Consider the following 17,481-nt stretch of genomic DNA (forward strand, 5'->3'; position numbering starts at 1 on the left):
GGGCCACGTGCGCATCATCCTCGGAGTCGGGGGAGGGATCGCAGCCTACAAGGTTGCATCGCTCCTCCGGCTTTTTACTGAAGCCGGACACGACGTCACGGTCATTCCCACCGAAGCGGCCACCCGCTTCGTCGGGACTGCCACCTGGGAGGCCCTCTCGGGCAAGCCCGTGAGCAACAGCGTGTTCGACGACGTCGAGAAGGTCAACCATGTCCGGCTCGGCCATGAGGCGGACCTGGTTGTGGTGGCCCCGGCGACGGCGGACCTGCTCGCCAAGGCGGCCACCGGTCAGGCCGGCGACCTTCTCACCAATACACTGCTGATGGCGCACGGTCCCGTGCTCTTCGCCCCCGCAATGCACAGCGAAATGTGGCAGCACCCCGCCACCCGGGCCAACGTCGAAACCCTGCGCAGCCGCGGCGCCACTGTGCTGGAACCGGCCGTCGGGCGCCTGACCGGCGCCGACTCGGGCCCCGGACGGCTTCCGGAACCTGAAGCGATCTTCGCCGCGGCGCTGGCCCTCGCCGGGGCAGCCGCCCCCGCGCCGGCTGCCGGGGCCCCCAAACCCCTGGCCGGGCGCACCGTCACCATTTCGGCCGGCGGCACCCGGGAAGCCCTGGACCCTGTGCGGTTCCTGGGGAACCGCTCCTCGGGCAAGCAGGGCGCCGCACTGGCCCAGGCCGCCCTCGACGCCGGGGCCCGCGTCCGTTTCCTCGCCGCGCACATGGACGTGGACCCCCCGGAAGGCGTGGAACTGGTCCGCGTCGAATCCGCCCTCGAACTGCGCGAGGCTGCGCTTGCCGCCGCCCCGGACTCCGACGTCGTGATCATGGCCGCGGCGGTCGCGGACTTCCGGCCCGCCGAAGTGTCCGACACCAAGATCAAGAAGAAGGACGACAACGACGCGCCGCTCGTGCGGCTCGTCCGGAATCCGGACATCCTCCGGGAACTCGTCGAACAACGCGGCCTTGCCCAAGCCGGGGGACTCCAAGGCGGCGGTCTCCACACAGGTGGCGCTCACGGCCAACTGATTGTCGGCTTCGCCGCCGAGACGGGAGACGCCGACGGTGACGTCCTGGAACACGCCAGTGCGAAGCTCGCCCGGAAGGGCTGCGACCTGCTGGTGGTGAACCACGTCGGTGTCGGCCGGGTCTTCGGCCAGGACGAAACCTCCGTGGTGATCCTCTCCGGGCACGGCGCCGGGCCCCAGTCAGCCGCCGGCTCGAAGGCGGACGTCGCGGCTGCCGTCATCGACCGCATCGCCGCCGAGCTGGACCGCGTGTCGCCCGCGGGCTGACCCCGCTTCGGCCGCACTCTTCGCACGGGGACACACGGCACCGGCCGTTCTCCCTCAAACAAGTAAGGTAGTCACGTGACTTTACCCCTGCACCACGCCCACGGAAATCCGTCCAAGCTCCGGCTCTTCACCTCGGAGTCGGTCACCGAGGGGCATCCGGACAAGATCTGCGACCAGATCAGCGACGCCATCCTCGACGCCCTCCTCGCGGCCGACCCGGAGTCGCGCGTCGCCGTGGAGACCATGGCCACCACCGGCCTGGTGCACGTTGCCGGTGAAGTCACCACCGACGCCTATGTCGAGATTCCGCAGATCGTCCGCGAGACCATCCTCGGCATCGGCTACGACTCCTCCGCGAACGGTTTCGACGGCGCACGCTGCGGCGTGTCCGTGTCCATCGGCCAGCAGTCCAACGACATCGCCGGCGGCGTGTTCAACTCGCTCGAGGCCCGCGAAGGCCGCCAGGAGGACGACTACGACCTCCAGGGCGCCGGCGACCAGGGCATCATGTTCGGCTACGCCAGCGATGAGACCCCGTCCTACATGCCCACCCCGATCTGGCTGGCACACCGCCTCTCCGAGCGCCTCACCGATGTCCGCAAAAGCGGCGAACTTGCCTACCTCCGTCCGGACGGCAAAACCCAGGTGACCGTCGGATACGACGGCGACCGTCCCGTTTCGGTCGAAACCGTGGTGATCTCCAGCCAGCACGCCCAGGAGACCAGGCTCGAACAGCTGCGCGCGGACCTCGCCGAGCACGTCATCCGCCCGGTGATGGAAGCCTCCGAACTCGACACCTCCCGCGCGGCGCACATCCTCAACCCGGCCGGCGCCTTCGTGATCGGCGGCCCGGTGGGCGACGCCGGCCTGACCGGCCGCAAGATCATCGTGGACACCTACGGCGGCTTCTCCCGCCACGGCGGCGGTGCCTTCTCCGGCAAGGACCCGTCGAAGGTGGACCGCTCGGCCGCATACGCGATGCGCTGGGTGGCCAAGAACGTGGTGGCCGCGGGACTGGCCCGGCGCGCCGAGATTCAGATCGCCTACGCCATCGGCCAGGCCCGTCCCGTGGGCACCTACGTGGAAACCTTCGGCACCGAAACCGTCGATCCCGCCCGCATCAGCGAAGCCATCGCGGAGATCTTCGACCTGCGCCCCCGCGCCATCATCGACGCCCTCGACCTGAAGCGTCCCATCTACACCAAGACCGCAGCCCACGGCCACTTCGGCCGGGACGAGCCGGACTTCACCTGGGAACGCCTGGACCGGGTGGCGGAGCTGAAGGAATTCTTCAACGCCTGAGCCGCACCGCCCGGCCCGCGTCCTTTCCGCCCCCGTGGGCAAGAAGGGGGCACTGAAAATGTCAGTGCCCCATGCTTTGCTGGTCCCAGCAAAGCAAGGGCAGGAGCCGGAGGGCAGGGGGTGACCATGGGCGAACACGGGTTGTTTCCGCTCGATGCGGATTCCTTCGCCGCGGCTTCCGTGCGGCAGCCTTCCCTGCTGCAGGGATTCCCGGCGCAGGCACCTGCGGGCGGGCCCGAAACGGCCGCCGTGGATCCGGTGGCCGCGGTACTCATCGAATCGCCCCTGCCGCACCTGGACCGGCCCTTCGACTACAGCGTGCCGGCCAAATTCGCCGAATCCGCGCTGCCCGGCGTCCGCGTCAAGGTGCGCTTCAACGGCCAGGAACTCGGCGGATACATCCTGGAGCGCAAGCCCTACGCCCCCGGCGGCCCGTCCCTGGTACCGCTGCTGAAAGTGGTTTCCGCCGTTCCTGTGCTGGGCCCGTCCCTGTTGGCCCTGGCCTCCGCGGTCGCCGAGCGCTACGCCGGCACCCTGAGCGACGTCCTGCGCACCGCCATCCCGCCCCGCGTTGCCGGCGTCGAAAAGGCCTACCTCGCCGGGGAATCCCTCGAAGGCAATGACTCCGGCGCCCGCGTGGACGGCTTGGCAGATGCGGCCGGAGGCTGGTCCTCCTACGGCAACGGCCCGGCTTTCCTGCAGCATCTGGCAGCCGGCGGTTCACCGCACGCCGTCCTCACGGCGGTGCAGGGCTATGGCCCGGACAGCTGGCCGCGGCTGCTGGCCGCCGCCGTCGCCGCGGTGCGCTCCTCGGGGCGGGGCGCTGTCGTCGTGGTTCCAGACCACCGGGACCTGGACCGGATGGAGAAGGCCCTCCTGGAGGTGCTGCCGGCCGCGGACGTCGCTCGCCTCACCGCCGAAGACGGCCAGACCCCCCGGTACCGGAACTATCTGAGGCTGCTGCGCGGCGACGCCCGCGTCGCCGTAGGCACACGTTCGGCGGCGTACGCCCCGGTGCGGGACCTTGGCCTCGTGGTGTGCTGGGACGACGGCGACGACCTCCACATTGACCAACGCGCGCCCTATGCCCACAGCCGCGAGGTGCTGCTGCTGCGCAGCGACCAGGAAAAGACGGCCTGCCTGATGGCTGCGCACAGCAGGAGCACCGAACTGCAGCGCCTCGTGGGTACCGGCTGGGCAGCGGCCGTGGAGGCTCCGCGGCCCGTGCTCCGGAGCCGGACCCCGCGGGTCCTGAACACTGCCGACAGCTTCGAACAGGAGCGGGACCCGCTGGCCCGCATCGCCCGGCTGCCCGGCGCGGCGTGGCGCGCGGCAAAGGAAGGCCTGGAACGCGGGCCGGTGCTCGTGCAGGTGGCGCGGGCCGGTTACGCCCCGTCCCTGGTGTGTGAGGACTGCCGCGCGCCGGCGCGCTGCACCAACTGCCAGGGGCCGCTGGCCGTCACGGGGCCCTCCTCGCCACCACAGTGCCGCTGGTGCTCCACTCCCGCCCCCGAATGGCAGTGCCGGCACTGCGGCGGGCGGCGGCTGCGGCGTGGCGCCGCCGGGGTGCTGCGCACCGCCGAAGAACTCGGCCGCGCCTTCCCCGGGAAGACTGTGGTCACCTCGTCCGGGGACCAGGTCAAGGCCAGGGTGGGTACTGCGCCCGCCCTCGTGGTCGCGACCATCGGCGCCGAACCCGTGGCCGACGAAGGCTACGCGGCCGCCCTGCTCCTGGATGGCGATTCACTGCTCCGCCGCGAAAACCTGCGGGCAGGCGAGGACACCGTGCGGCGCTGGTTCAATGCGGCCGCCCTGGTCCGGCCGGCGTCGGAGGGCGGACTCGTCGTGGTCACGGCGGATGACAGCACCGCCACGGGCGCCTTGCTGCGCTGGGACCCGGCCGGTTTTGCCGCCCGGGAACTGGAGCTGCGGCAGGAACTGAAACTGCCTCCCGCCGTCCGGGTGGCCTCAGTCACCGGGCCTCGCGCCGACGTCGTACATTTCACCGGCGCCCTGGAAAGCTCACTGCAGCTGCGCACCGTCGGGCCTTCGCCGCTCTCGGTGTCGGCCGCCCGTCAGGGCAGCCAGGCTGGAGAGGCGGACGTCCGCACCCTGCTGTTCATTCCCTATGGGCAGGCGGCCCGGGCCACCAAGGCCATGCGCGCGGTCAAAGCCGCGAGTGCGGCGAAACGGACCGCAGGTCCCGTCCAGCTCCGGCTCGACGGCGTGGACGTGCTGTAGCGGCGGAAGACGCCGTCAGCGGCGCTTCCTGCCGCGCATGGCCACGATTTCATCCGCCACCGCGAGCAGTTGCCGGGCCGAATCCTCCCAGCTGAAATCCGCCGCGCGCTCCACGGAACGCCGGGAACGCTTCTGCCAGAACCCGCCGTCCCGCAGTTGCTGGACCGCGGCCGTGAACGCGGCAGGCGAATCCGGGTCCACGTAGCTGGCAGCGTCGGAGCCGACCTCACGGAAAATCGGGATGTCGCTGGCGATCACCGGGGTGCCCAGGGACATGGCTTCGACCAGCGGGAGGCCGTAGCCCTCGGCCCGGGACAGGCTCACCAAGGCGGTCGCCTTGGCCAGCAGAGCACTGTATTCCTCGTCGGTGACGCCGTTGTGGAAGCGGACGTCCGCGCCCGCGGGCACCAGCGCCTCCAGTTCGGCCCGGCGCTGCGGCGTGATCCGGCTGAGCAGGTGCAGGGTGAAATCGGGAAGCCCGGCCATGCCGCGGATCATCGTCTCCACGTTCTTGTACGGCATGAAGGACCCCATGTAGAGCAGGGACTTCTCGGCGCCGGCCCCGGGGTCGCGGGGCTGCTGTCCCGGCTGGGGGGCGTTCCCAACGATCCGCACCGGCCGGCTGGTCAGGCGGTACTTGGCCATCAGGGCTTCGGTGGTGTGGCTGATGGTCGCCACGACGTCGGCCCGGTTCAGCAGGACCCGCTGCGGCCAGAAGGCCTTGTGGTAGAGACGCCACAGCAGCCGCACCGGTGCGGGCAGGAAACCGGGGGGAGCGGGGTGTTCGTAGTAGATGAGGTCGTGGAGGGTCAGGACCAGCCCGTATTTGCGGCCCAGGGTGCCCATCGTCTGCATGGGGCAGACCACCACGTCGGCGCCGAGCTTGTTGACTTCCCGGGCGACGAACAGTTCCATCGGCGACAACGGGCTGTTGACGAGCACATGCGGGACGTCGGGGAGCAGGGCGAGCTGGCGTGGGTCGCTGATCAGCATCGTCACGTCGGCGATTTTGGCGGTGGCCGCGATGAGGCTGGAGCCGTACCGGCTGATTCCGTCGTGGTGGTCGGTCCGGGTAAAACGGGCGTCGATGACGATCTTCACGCGGGGTGTTCCTCCAGGAAGGTGCGGATGGCTGCGGCTGCGGGTTCCGGCGTTTCGTAATGGATCAAGTGCCCGACGCCGGGAATCACCACGAGCTGCGCGTCCGGCAGCCGTTCGAGCAGCTTGTGCTGGGCCGGCAAGGTGGCGATCTCGTCCTTTTCGCCGGCGATGAGCAGGACCGGCAGCTCAAGCCGTGAAGCCACCTCGGCCACATGGCTGGAAACGGAGGCCTCGAAGGATTCAAGCAGGCTGTTCCGGTCCGCGAAGGCGGAGAAGTAGGCATCGTGCTGGGCATGGACGAAGCCGCGCAGTTGCTTGTCCCGTGTCTTGGCCATGGTCTCGCTCATGACGCGCACGATCAGCCGGTTCCGCAGGATCGCCAGGCCCAGTGGCCGGGGAAGCCTGGCGGACAAGCGGTAATAGAAGACCGCAAGCTTGGTCATGATGCCCTTGGGGCCTTCGAGGGCCGGCGTGGCGATGGGGTTGATCAACACCAGGGGAGTGACCGCGCCGGGATTCGCCGCGGCGAAGTGGCTGGTGATGATCGAACCGAAGGAATGCCCCAGCAGCACGGTGTCCGGTCCGAGCCCGAGCGCCGCCATGAACTCGGCGATGAACTTCCCGTAGCGCTCCACGGTGTGTTCGTCCCGGACGAAAGCGTCGGAACTGCCGAACCCGGGCAGGTCCGGGACGATCACGCGCATCTCCGGCAGCATGTCGACCACCCGGAGCAGCCCATGGTGGTCGCCGCGGAACCCGTGGATCACCAGGACCGTGCGGGTGGCGGGTGTGGTGCTGACGGGCTCGTAACACCAATAGGCGACCGTGCCGCCGTCGAGCTCCAGGTCCGAGGCCCGCGTCCGTCCGGCGAGGGACGGGCTGAAGAAGGCCTGCGGATCCCGTGCGGGACCGGAGCGGCCGGTGTCCAGTTGTTCCATGCGTGTGATCCTTATGCAGGGTCTGATTGACAGCTCTTCTTAATTGACATCGTCCGGGTGCGAACCCGTGCGGTGGTGCCGTTCGAGGGAGCCCAGCCCGTCCATGTCCTCGGCCGGCAACTGGAAGTCGAAGACCCGGAAATTCTCCTCGATGCGGGCGCCGGAGCTCGCCTTCGGGATGACGATGTTGCCCAGTTGCAGGTGCCAGCGGATGACGATCTGCGCCGGCGTCCTGCCGTGTTTTTCGGCGAGCGCCAGGATGGCCGGGTCCGCCAGCACGTGGCCGCGGCCCAGCGGGCTCCAGGCCTCGGTGCGGATGCCGAGCTGATCGTGCAAGGTCCGCAGCCTTCCCTGCTGCAGCCACGGGTGCAGTTCGATCTGGTTGACCGCGGGCACTACCTCCGCCGACTCCATGAGGGCTTCCAGGTGTGCTGCCTGGAAGTTGGAAACACCGATGGCCCGGACGCGGCCTTCACGGTACAGGGTTTCCATGGCCTTGTAGCTTTCCTTGAACAGCCCGCGGGCGGCGCACGGCCAGTGGATCAGATACAGGTCCACGTGGTCCAGGCCAAGCCTTGTCATCGACTCGTCGAAGGCCCGCAGCGTGGCGTCGTAGCCCTGGTCGTCGTTCCACAGTTTGGTGGTGACGAAGATATCGCTGCGGGAAAGGGCGTGGAATTCCTCGCCGGAGCCGCCGGTGTCCTCGTAGCTCCCGGACGGGGCGAGCGCGCGCCCGATTCCCTTGCCCACGCCGGTTTCGTTGCCGTACATCGCCGCGGTATCGAAGTGCCGGTATCCGGCGCCGATGGCGGTGGACACCAAGCCGGCCGCAGCGGCCGGAGGGACCTTGTACAGGCCGAACCCCAGCTGGTCGATCAGGACACCGTTGTTGAGGCTGAGGCGCGGCGAGGGTTTCATAGCAAAGACTCTACCCATCCGCCCGGCTCACGCGGAGTCACCAAAGCCCACCAGCCGCCGCGCCGTGGCCTCGTCCACGATCAGGTCCGTGGCGAGCCGTGCCGCGAGCGCCCCGCGCAGGCCATCGATCTTGGATGCGCCGGAAACGACGCAGATGCGGCGCCGTACCTGGCGGAGCTGTTCATGGCTGGGTCCGGTGCTCCTTTCGTTCAAGGTGATCCCGTCGGAGGAGCCATCCGCACGGAAGAACACGGTGGCGACATCGCCCACCACGTCCGAACCGGCAAGCAGCTTGAGGTCGTTCTCATCCAGGTAGCCGCCGGCGTACACGTGGCTGGGGTAGGAGGAATCCACGGACCCGACACCGAAGATGGCGATGCTCATCCGGTCCTGGAGATCCAGCACGCGCCGCACGCTGCGTTCCTTCCACATCGCGGTCTTGGTCGAGGCGTGGTCGAAGAACGCGGGCACCGGGAACTGTTCCACGCGTGCACCGTAGGCGATTCCGAAGCGGCGCATGATGTCGCTCGCGTAGGTGATGCCGGTGGTCTGCATGTTTCCGGCGCCGTTGAGCTGGACCACGATGCTGTCGTGGGTGATCTTGCGGGTCAGGTGCCGGCTCACGGCACTGATGGTGGCCCCCCATGCGATCCCGATGATCGCGTTCGAGTCGACGAGCGGGCCGATCGTCCGGGCGGCCTGCATCGCCACCCGGTCCAGGGTTTCGGCTTCGTTCAGTGTGTCCAGCACGGGGACCACGTGGACATCCACATTGTGTTGCTCGCGGATCATCCGTTCCAGTTCGGGGGCCGAATCCAGGGGGCTGCGGATCTGGACCTGAACCAGACCGGTATCCCGGGCGGAGGACAACAGGCGCGAAACGGTGGAGCGGGAGGTCCGCAGTTCCCGTGCGATGGCGTCCATCGTCAGGTCCTGCAGGTAGTACATCTGGGCGGCGCGGAGCGCATCCGAGTGTCGGGAGCGTGGCATCTCAATTCCGTTCTGCACGTTTGTGCAAATAGCTTGAATTCATTTTCCATCATTCCAAAGAATTGGGTGTGCAAGATGCGCCCGGCGTGATGGGCGCACAACCCCCAGCCCCAGGAGAGAAGTTTTGGGACACACCACGAACACCCCTTCCGCGGCAGGTGAGCGGGCCTCGGCAGCAGCGTTGCGCAAGCGCCCCCAGGCCCGGGTACTGATCATCGGCGGCGGGATCAACGGCGTCGGCACCTTCCGCGACCTCGCCCTGCAGGGCGTGGACGTCGCCCTCGTCGAACGCGGCGATTTCTGTCAGGGCGCCAGCGGGGCGTCCTCGCACATGATCCACGGCGGCATCCGCTACCTCGAGAACGGCGAGTTCCGGCTGGTGCGCGAGTCCGTCGTCGAACGCAACCGCCTGCTGAAGATCGCCCCCCACTACGTCAAGCCGCTGCAAACCACCATTCCCATCTTCAGCACCTTCTCGGGTGTCCTGTCTGCGCCCCTGCGTTTCCTCACCCACAAGCAGGGCAAGCCGAAGGAACGCGGCGCCTTCCTCATCAAGCTCGGACTGAGCCTGTACGACTCCTTCTCCCGCGCCGGCGGCAGCGTCCCGCGGCACCAGTTCCGCGGCCGGGAAGCAGCCCTGGCAGAACTTCCCGCCCTGGACCCCCGGGTCAAGTACACGGCCACCTACTTCGACGCCTCCGTGCACAACCCGGAGCGGCTCACCCTGGACGTGCTGCAGGACGGCGCGAAGGCCGGCGCGCTCGGCGCGCTGAGCGGCGGTTCCGCCCGTGCCGCCAACTATGTGTCGCTCGTGTCGATGTCCGACGGCGAAGCCCGGCTGCGTGACGAACTCACCGGCGGGGAATTCACCTTCCGCGCCGACGTCATCGTGAACACCACCGGCGCCTGGGTCGACCTGACCAACAACGCGCTCGGCCAGCCGAGCAGCTTCATGGGCGGCACCAAGGGCTCGCACATTGTCCTGGACCACCCGGAACTGCTCGCCGCGTGCAACGGCCGGGAGATCTTCTTCGAGCACACCGACGGCCGGATCGTGCTGATCTACCCGATGGGCGACCGGGTCCTGGTCGGCACCACCGACGTCGACGCCAACATGGCCGAGGACGCCGTCTGCACGGAGCAGGAGATCGACTACTTCTTCGAACTCGTGGGGCACGTCTTCCCCACCATCACGGTGGACCACAGCCAGATCGTCTACAGCTTTTCCGGTGTCCGGCCACTGCCCCGCCACGACGACACCCAGCCGGGTTTCGTCTCCCGCGATTACCGCATCGAGCGGAACGTCCCCGCGGGGCCGGGTTCCGCCGTCGTGCTTTCCCTGGTGGGGGGCAAATGGACCACCTTCCGCGCCCTGGCCGAACACCTCAGCAACGAGGTGCTCGCCGAACTGGGCATGGAACGCAAGGTTTCGACGGCGAAACTCGCCATCGGCGGCGGCGCCGCCTTCCCGTCCACGGAGGAAGGCGAGCAGGACTGGATCAAGCGGCACATGTCGCCGGGGTTCGGTGCGGAGCGGGTGGCCGGGCTCCTGGCCCGCTACGGCACCCGGGCCGAAGAAGTCCTCGGCTACCTGAGGGCGGGCCACGACGAACTCCTGCGCTCCACCCATGAGCTGAGCGTGCGCGAACTGCAGTACATGGCGGAGCACGAACAGATCGGCCACCTCGTGGATGTGCTGATCCGCCGCACCTCCCTGGCCTTCCGCGGACTCGTTACGGGAGAACTGCTCAACGAACTGGCCGCCGTGCTGGCCGCTCCGCTGGGTTGGGACGAAGCCCGCAAGGCCGCCGAGATTGGGCACGCCCGGGACGTGCTCCAGCATTTCCACGGGGTCACGGTACACAGCCTCGTGTCCTGACGGCTGAACGTGGAATCCGGTTCCCGCCACCCGTGCGGGAGCCGTGGCGGGGCGTCTTTGCATGGACGCCCCGCCCCGGCCGGGCGCACCCTCCCGGCCACACCAGAGAAATTGCGGCGCCCCTGAACCCGCGGGGCCGCAATAGACGAAAATGAGGAGTCAAAGATGTCTCTTGGAATTGTTTTCCTTTCCGAAGTCTTCGGTACAGCGATGCTGACACTGCTGGGCTGCGGCGTCGTGGCCAACGTGGCCCTGAAAGGCACAAAGGGCAACAACGGCGGGTTCCTGATGGTCACCTGGGGGTGGGGCATCGCCGTCTTCGCGGGCGTCTTCGTTGCCGCCAAGTCCGGTGCCCACCTGAACCCCGCGGTCACCCTGGGCCTCCTGGTCAACGGCAAAGCCGAATACGCACCGGGCGTGGCCGTGGATTTCGCCTCGACCCTGACGTACTTCGGCGGCGAACTGCTCGGCGCCTTCCTCGGCGCCGTGGTCTCCTGGCTGGCCCACAAGCAGCACTTCGACGCCGAACCGGTGGCCGCCAACAAGCTGGGCGTTTTCTCCACCGGACCCGCCATCCGCGCCCTGCCGTGGAACCTGGTCACCGAAATCATCGGCACCTTCGTGCTGGTCTTCGTCATCCTGACCTTCGGCGGAACCCCCTCGGGCCTCGGACCTCTGGCCGTGGCGCTGCTGGTTGTCGGCATCGGTGTCTCCCTGGGCGGTCCCACCGGCTACGCCATCAACCCGGCACGTGACCTTGGGCCACGCATCGCCCACGCCGTCCTGCCCATCAAGGGCAAGGGTTCCAGCGACTGGGCGTACTCCTGGATTCCCGTGGCCGGCCCACTGATCGGTGGCACCCTCGCCGGCCTCGTGGCACTCTGGGTCCCCATCATCGCCACCACAGCCAAGTAACCTCCAAACACAGCAGACCGAACAACACCGGACAGACAAGGACGTCATCGTGAACCAGTACGTAATCGCCATTGACCAGGGCACCACCAGCTCGCGCGCCATCGTGTTCGACCACACCGGAAACATCGTCTCCACCGGCCAGATGGAGCACGAACAGATCTTCCCCCACGCCGGCTGGGTGGAACACAACCCGGTGGAAATCTGGGACAACGTGCGGGAGGTCATCGGCTCGGCGCTCTCCAAGGCGAGCCTCACCCGCCACGACATCGCCGCCGTCGGCATCACCAACCAGCGGGAGACCGCCGTCGTCTGGGACAAGAACACCGGCGAACCGATCTACAACGCCATCGTCTGGCAGGACACCCGCACCCAGCCGATCGTGGACGAACTCGCCTCCGACGGGGGAGTGGAGCGCTTCAAGCAGAAGGTGGGCCTGCCCCTGGCCACCTACTTCTCCGGCACCAAGATCAAGTGGATCCTGGACAACGTGGAAGGCGCCCGTGAGAAGGCCGAAGCCGGGGACCTGATCTTCGGCAACACCGACGCCTGGGTGCTCTGGAACCTGACCGGCGGCCCCGACGGCGGCGTGCACGCCACGGACGTCACCAATGCCTCCCGCACCATGTTCATGGACCTGGAAACGCTGCAGTGGGACCAGGAGATCCTGGACGCCTTCGGAGTTCCGGCGTCCATGATGCCGGCCATCCTCTCCTCCTCTGAGGTGTACGGGCAGGTCCACAGCTCCCAGCTGCTCCGGGAGGTCCCGGTGGCCGGTATCCTCGGCGACCAGCAGGCCGCCACCTTCGGACAGGCGGCGTTCCAGCCCGGTGAAGCGAAGAACACCTACGGCACTGGCTGCTTCCTGATCTTCAACACGGGCGAGGAAATCGTCCACTCGAAGAACGGCCTGCTGACCACGCTGGGGTACAAGCTGGGCAACGACAAGCCGCACTACGCGCTGGAAGGCTCCATCGCCGTCACCGGGTCCCTGATCCAGTGGCTGCGCGACAACCTGGGCATGATTTCGACCGCGCCCGAGGTCGAGACCCTTGCCGCGGCCGTCAAGGACAACGGCGGCGTGTACATCGTCCCGGCCTTCTCCGGCCTGTTCGCCCCGTACTGGCGGGCAGACGCCCGCGGCGCCATCGTGGGCCTGACCCGCTACGCCAACAAGGGACACATCGCCCGCGCGGCCCTGGAGGCCACCGCCTTCCAGACCCGTGAAGTGCTCGACGCAGTCAACGCGGACTCCGGCGTTCCGCTCACTGAGCTGAAGGTCGACGGCGGCATGGTCGCCAACGAGGCGCTCATGCAGTTCCAGGCGGACATCCTGGGCGTCCCCGTCGTCCGTCCCAAGGTCGTGGAAACCACGGCCTTGGGCGCGGCCTACGCGGCCGGCCTCGCCGTCGGCTTCTGGAAGGACCTCGGCGAACTGTCCGCGAACTGGGGCGAGGACAAGCGCTGGGAGCCGCAGTTGCCGGTGGAGGAGCAGGAGCGGCAGTTGCGCCTCTGGAAGAAGGCCGTCACCAAGTCGATGGACTGGGTGGACGAGGACGTTAAGTAGTTCCAGCCTCTGGCCTTCGGGGCCGGTGACTCCCGCCCGCCCGCTTCGCGGTGCCCACCACACCATGGCGGGGAGTCTCCGGCCCCTTCGGCTGCTTGCGTAGTACCGGCGCCCGGGCCATGGCATTGGTGCGATAGAGTGTGTTTATGCGTGCGATCCTTCTGCTTAGCTAGCCGCCCGGTACCGGACTTACCGAGCGGCCGCCCCTCCCTGTCGAGGGGCTTTTGTGTGTCCGGGCATGTCCCGGGGCTGCAGGAGGAGGCAATACCGCCAAAGAAGAACAGAAGAGGGCAGCAGTGAGCGTTCACCCGGAGACCGAAACCGGAGCAGCACAGGCAGGTACGGCGGACACCCCCGAAGAGGGTGTCTACAGCTTCGCCGCGATGGAGGCCAAATGGCCGCAGGTGTGGGAAGACCTCAAGGTCTTCACCCCCGTGGATGATGGCTCCCGCGAGCGTCGCTACGTGCTGGACATGTTCCCGTATCCCTCCGGCGACCTGCACATGGGCCACGCCGAGGCATTCGCCATGGGCGACGTCGTTGCCCGGTACCTGCGCCAGAAGGGCTTCGACGTCCTGCACCCGATCGGCTGGGACTCCTTCGGTCTGCCCGCCGAGAACGCCGCCATCAAGCGCAATGCCCACCCGAGCGAGTGGACCTACACGAACATTGATACCCAGGCGGCCTCGTTCAAGCGGTACGCCATTTCCGCCGACTGGTCCCGCCGCCTGCACACCTCGGACCCGGAGTACTACCGCTGGACCCAGTGGCTGTTCAAGCGCTTCTACGAGCGCGGCCTGGCCTACCGCAAGGATTCCCCGGTCAACTGGTGCCCGAAGGACCTGACCGTGCTGGCGAACGAACAGGTCGTCAACGGCGCCTGCGAACGCTGCGGCACTCCGGTAACCAAGAAGTCGCTGAACCAGTGGTACTTCAAGATCACCGAGTACGCCGACCGCCTGCTCGATGACATGTCTGAACTGCAGGGCCACTGGCCCGAGCGGGTGCTGGCCATGCAGCGGAACTGGATCGGCCGCTCCGAGGGCGCCCACGTGCGCTTCGTCATCGAAGCCGCCGGCGGCCGCCCCGAAAAGGAAGTCACTGTCTTCACCACCCGCCCGGACACCCTGTACGGCGCAACTTTCTTCGTCGTCGCGGCAGACGCCCACCTGGCCCTGGACCTGGTCACCCCTGAACAGCACGACGAACTGATGGCCTACCGCGAGAAGGTCAAGGCGCTCTCCGAAATCGAGCGCCAGTCAACCGAGCGCGAAAAGACCGGCGTCTTCACCGGCCGCTACGCCATCAACCCGCTCAATGGCGAGAAGCTGCCCGTCTGGGCCGCCGATTACGTTCTGGCCGACTACGGCACCGGCGCCATCATGGCGGTTCCGGCCCACGACCAGCGTGACCTCGACTTCGCCAAGGCCTTCGGGCTGCCGGTCCGGGCCGTCCTGGACACCGGCGCCGAGGACCCGGCGGAAAGCGGCGTCGCCACCTCCGGCGAAGGCACCCTGCAGAACTCCGGCGAGCTGGACGGCCTGTCCAAGGCCGAGGCCATCCCCGCCGCCATCGACATCCTCGAGAAGCTCGGCACCGGCGAGAAGTTCGTGAACTTCCGCCTGCGCGACTGGTTGCTGAGCCGCCAGCGCTTCTGGGGCACCCCGATCCCGATCATCCACTGCGCCGAATGCGGCGAGGTTCCCGTCCCGGACGAGCAGTTGCCCGTCGTGCTGCCCTCGGACCTGCGCGGCGAAGCCCTCGCCCCGAAGGGCACCTCCCCGCTGGCCGCCGCCGCGGAATGGGTCAACGTGGAATGCCCCAACTGCGGCCGTGCCGCGCAGCGCGACACGGACACCATGGACACCTTCGTGGACTCCTCCTGGTACTTCCTGCGCTTCGTCTCCCCGCACTACACCGACGGCCCCTTCGACCCGGCGAAGATCAACGAATGGATGCCGGTCGGCCAGTACGTCGGCGGCGTCGAACACGCCATCCTGCACCTGCTCTATGCCCGCTTCTTCACCAAGGTGGTGCACGACATGGGCCTGCTGGACGCGGACGAACCGTTCAGCGCCCTCCTGAACCAGGGCCAGGTGCTCAACGGCGGCAAGGCCATGAGTAAATCCCTCGGCAATGGCGTGGACCTCGGTGAGCAGCTGGACAAGTTCGGCGTCGACGCCGTCCGCCTGACCATGATCTTCGCCTCCCCGCCGGAAGACGACGTCGACTGGGCGGACGTTTCGCCGGCCGGTTCGGCGAAGTTCCTTGCCCGCGCCTGGCGGCTCGGCCAGGATGTCGGCAGTGAACCGGGCGTCGACTTCTCCGCCGGCGACCGCGCCCTGCGTGCCGTCACCCACCGCACCATCGCCGAAGCCGCGGAACTGCTGGACAACAACAAGTTCAACGTCGTCGTGGCCAAACTGATGGAACTGGTCAATGCCACCCGCAAGACCATCGACTCCGGCGCCGGCGGGGCGGACCCTGCCGTCCGCGAAGCCGCCGAGGCCGTGGCCGTGATCCTGAGCCTCTTCGCCCCGTACACGGCCGAGGATCTCTGGAACCAGCTGGGCCACCCCGCCTCCGTCGCCAACGCCGGCTGGCCGGTCCACGACGCGTCCCTGTTGGTCCAGGAAACGGTCACCGCCGTCGTCCAGGTACAGGGCAAGGTCCGCGACCGCCTCGAGGTATCCCCGGAAATTGCGGAGGACGCGCTGCGCGAACTGGCCCTGGCCAGCGAAAACGTCCAACGCGCACTCGATGGGCGTGGCATCCGCACTGTGATCGTGCGGGCCCCCAAACTGGTGAACATCGTCCCGGCCTAGCCGGGAAAGGCCGCCGGCTTCCGGCCGGCGGCCTTTTGACCAGCCAGCCCGTCGCGCTTGGAGCGCCGACCAGTCCAGGAGGTGCCTGTGCCGGACCGCGAACCACCCGCGTGGCTGTGGCTGAAACAGCGACTACCCCGCCTCCGGGGAACGACGACGCCGGGACGCACCGCCGGTGCGGCGCCCACGGTTGTCCGCACCGCCGTCGTGACCGACTCCGCGGCTGCGCTGCCCGCCGACTGGGTGAAGGCCTTCGTGGCCGACGGCCGCCTGGCTGTGGTTCCGATGCCGGTCATGGTGGGCGAGGAGATCTTCGGCGAAGGCGAAGACGACATCACGACCACCCTGGCCCTGGCCTTGGCTTCCGGGTCGGCGGTGAAGACCTCCCGGCCGTCGCCCGGACAGTTCGAGCAGGCGTACCTGGCCGCGGCGGCGCGCGGTTTCGAGTCGGTGGTGTCCATCCACATTTCCGCCGAGCTCTCCGGTACGGTCGAGGCTGCCACCCTGGCCGCCGGGCGTGTCCCCATCCCGGTGGAGGTGCTCGATTCCCGCACGGTCGGCATGGCCCAGGGCATGGGCGTGCAGAGCGCGCTCCTGGCTGCCGCGGACGGCCGCTCTGCCGAAGCGGTCCGTGACTTCGCCGAGGAACGCCTCCGCCGCACCAAGGTCTACTTCTATGTCCCGAGCCTCGAGCAGCTGCGCCGTGGCGGCCGGATCGGCGCCGCCGCGTCCCTGTTGGGCACAATGCTCGCCATCAAACCGATCCTCGCGGTCGACGGCGGCCGGATCGTGCCGCTCGAAAAAGTCCGCTCCGCCGCGAAAGCGATCGCGCGACTGGAAGAGATCGTTGCCGCCGACGTGGCGGCCCGGCCAGCCGGCTCGGCCAGGCTCGCGGTCCACCATTTCGGGAACCTCGCCGAGGCCGAGGGGCTGGTGGGGAGGCTGGCGGCGGTTTGCCCGGAGACCCCCGAAGCGCAGCTCAGCGCCCTGCCCGCAGTGCTCGGAGCCCATGCGGGCCTCGGCGTGCTCGCGGTGATTGTTGGCGAAAGCAGCACACCCGGCGCCGTCGTCGCGGAGCAATAGCTCTCTCCCTCCACAACCGCCGCCTCGGCGCGTCTTTCCACATAGCTGTCCCCTCCGGCGGCCGACCCGCCGCGAGGAACCTAGGCTCGGTGTCATGCCGCGCCGGAACCAGGACCCGCAAGCCGAGGATGCCGCAAGCACAGCCAGGCGCCGGCTGAGGTCGCGTCTGGGCGCCACGGAACCCTTCGGGGCAGCGGAACTTTCCGACCGGGCGGGGTCCGGTGCGAACGAGGAGCCATTGCTGCCGCGGCCGGACCGTGATGTGCATGAATTCGGACGGGACAGTGGTCCGCCGGGCCGCGTACGTTGGCGGGTGTCATGGCGGGTCCCGGCCCGACACGGTGGCCGAGCGCATCGCCCGGAACAGCGCCCGCCCGCTGCTCGCCGGTGACGCGATGGCCCGCTGGGAGACCCTGTTCGCGGCGCGG

The 17,481-nt window shown here is 68.3% G+C and carries 12 protein-coding genes and 1 pseudogene; 9 read left to right on the forward strand and 4 right to left on the reverse strand.

What is annotated here, in order from left to right:
• Positions 1 to 7 precede the first annotated feature (7 nt).
• The 3 genes from coaBC (at position 8) to BLP88_RS18010 (ending at position 4,840) form a co-directional block, all read left to right on the forward strand.
• Entirely contained in the window at positions 8 to 1,297 is a 1,290-nt protein-coding gene (gene coaBC, locus BLP88_RS18000) for a bifunctional phosphopantothenoylcysteine decarboxylase/phosphopantothenate--cysteine ligase CoaBC (protein WP_074591498.1), read from the forward strand.
• A 75-nt stretch (positions 1,298 to 1,372) separates the two neighbouring features.
• Positions 1,373 to 2,599 carry a methionine adenosyltransferase gene (metK, locus tag BLP88_RS18005; protein WP_074591500.1) on the forward strand — a complete coding sequence of 409 codons (1,227 nt, stop codon included), beginning with the start codon at positions 1,373 to 1,375 and terminating at the stop codon, positions 2,597 to 2,599.
• Between the two features lie 126 nt (positions 2,600 to 2,725).
• Positions 2,726 to 4,840, forward strand: a complete 2,115-nt coding sequence (locus BLP88_RS18010; RefSeq protein WP_074591515.1) for a primosomal protein N' — start codon at positions 2,726 to 2,728, stop codon at positions 4,838 to 4,840.
• 15 nt (positions 4,841 to 4,855) lie between these two features.
• On the opposite strand, the gene BLP88_RS18015 is transcribed toward BLP88_RS18010, so the two are convergent.
• From BLP88_RS18015 to BLP88_RS18030, 4 genes are read right to left on the reverse strand one after another with little or no spacing between them, the layout of a single operon-like run.
• Positions 4,856 to 5,941 (reverse strand): glycosyltransferase family 4 protein, encoded by a 1,086-nt coding sequence (locus tag BLP88_RS18015; RefSeq protein ID WP_074591501.1) that lies wholly within the window; start codon positions 5,939 to 5,941, stop codon positions 4,856 to 4,858.
• Positions 5,938 to 6,879, reverse strand: a complete 942-nt coding sequence (locus BLP88_RS18020) for an alpha/beta fold hydrolase (RefSeq protein WP_074591503.1) — start codon at positions 6,877 to 6,879, stop codon at positions 5,938 to 5,940. The genes BLP88_RS18015 and BLP88_RS18020 overlap by 4 nt, the downstream gene beginning before the upstream one ends.
• 39 nt (positions 6,880 to 6,918) lie before the next feature.
• Positions 6,919 to 7,797, reverse strand: a complete 879-nt coding sequence (locus tag BLP88_RS18025) for an aldo/keto reductase (RefSeq protein WP_074591505.1) — start codon at positions 7,795 to 7,797, stop codon at positions 6,919 to 6,921.
• Between the two features lie 27 nt (positions 7,798 to 7,824).
• Positions 7,825 to 8,787 carry a sugar-binding transcriptional regulator gene (locus BLP88_RS18030; protein ID WP_074591517.1) on the reverse strand — a complete coding sequence of 321 codons (963 nt, stop codon included), beginning with the start codon at positions 8,785 to 8,787 and terminating at the stop codon, positions 7,825 to 7,827.
• Positions 8,788 to 8,911: 124 nt separating this feature from the next.
• Here BLP88_RS18030 and BLP88_RS18035 point away from each other — a divergent pair, with 124 nt between their 5' ends.
• The 6 genes and pseudogenes from BLP88_RS18035 to BLP88_RS19200 form a co-directional block, all read left to right on the forward strand.
• Positions 8,912 to 10,666 carry a glycerol-3-phosphate dehydrogenase/oxidase gene (locus BLP88_RS18035; protein ID WP_074591507.1) on the forward strand — a complete coding sequence of 585 codons (1,755 nt, stop codon included), beginning with the start codon at positions 8,912 to 8,914 and terminating at the stop codon, positions 10,664 to 10,666.
• A 165-nt stretch (positions 10,667 to 10,831) separates the two neighbouring features.
• Positions 10,832 to 11,581, forward strand: a complete 750-nt coding sequence (locus BLP88_RS18040) for an MIP/aquaporin family protein (protein ID WP_074591509.1) — start codon at positions 10,832 to 10,834, stop codon at positions 11,579 to 11,581.
• A 49-nt stretch (positions 11,582 to 11,630) separates the two neighbouring features.
• Entirely contained in the window at positions 11,631 to 13,145 is a 1,515-nt protein-coding gene (glpK, locus tag BLP88_RS18045; RefSeq protein WP_074591511.1) for a glycerol kinase GlpK, read from the forward strand.
• Between the two features lie 296 nt (positions 13,146 to 13,441).
• Positions 13,442 to 15,970 carry a leucine--tRNA ligase gene (gene leuS, locus BLP88_RS18050; RefSeq protein ID WP_074591512.1) on the forward strand — a complete coding sequence of 843 codons (2,529 nt, stop codon included), beginning with the start codon at positions 13,442 to 13,444 and terminating at the stop codon, positions 15,968 to 15,970.
• A gap of 87 nt (positions 15,971 to 16,057) precedes the next feature.
• A complete protein-coding gene (locus tag BLP88_RS18055; RefSeq protein WP_084111351.1) occupies positions 16,058 to 17,053 on the forward strand; it encodes a DegV family protein in 996 nt (331 codons plus the stop codon).
• A 335-nt stretch (positions 17,054 to 17,388) separates the two neighbouring features.
• Positions 17,389 to 17,481: pseudogene (locus BLP88_RS19200) on the forward strand (shikimate kinase); the annotation flags it as partial.

The sequence above is a fragment of the Arthrobacter cupressi genome (assembly GCF_900099975.1).
GTDB lineage: Bacteria > Actinomycetota > Actinomycetes > Actinomycetales > Micrococcaceae > Arthrobacter > Arthrobacter cupressi.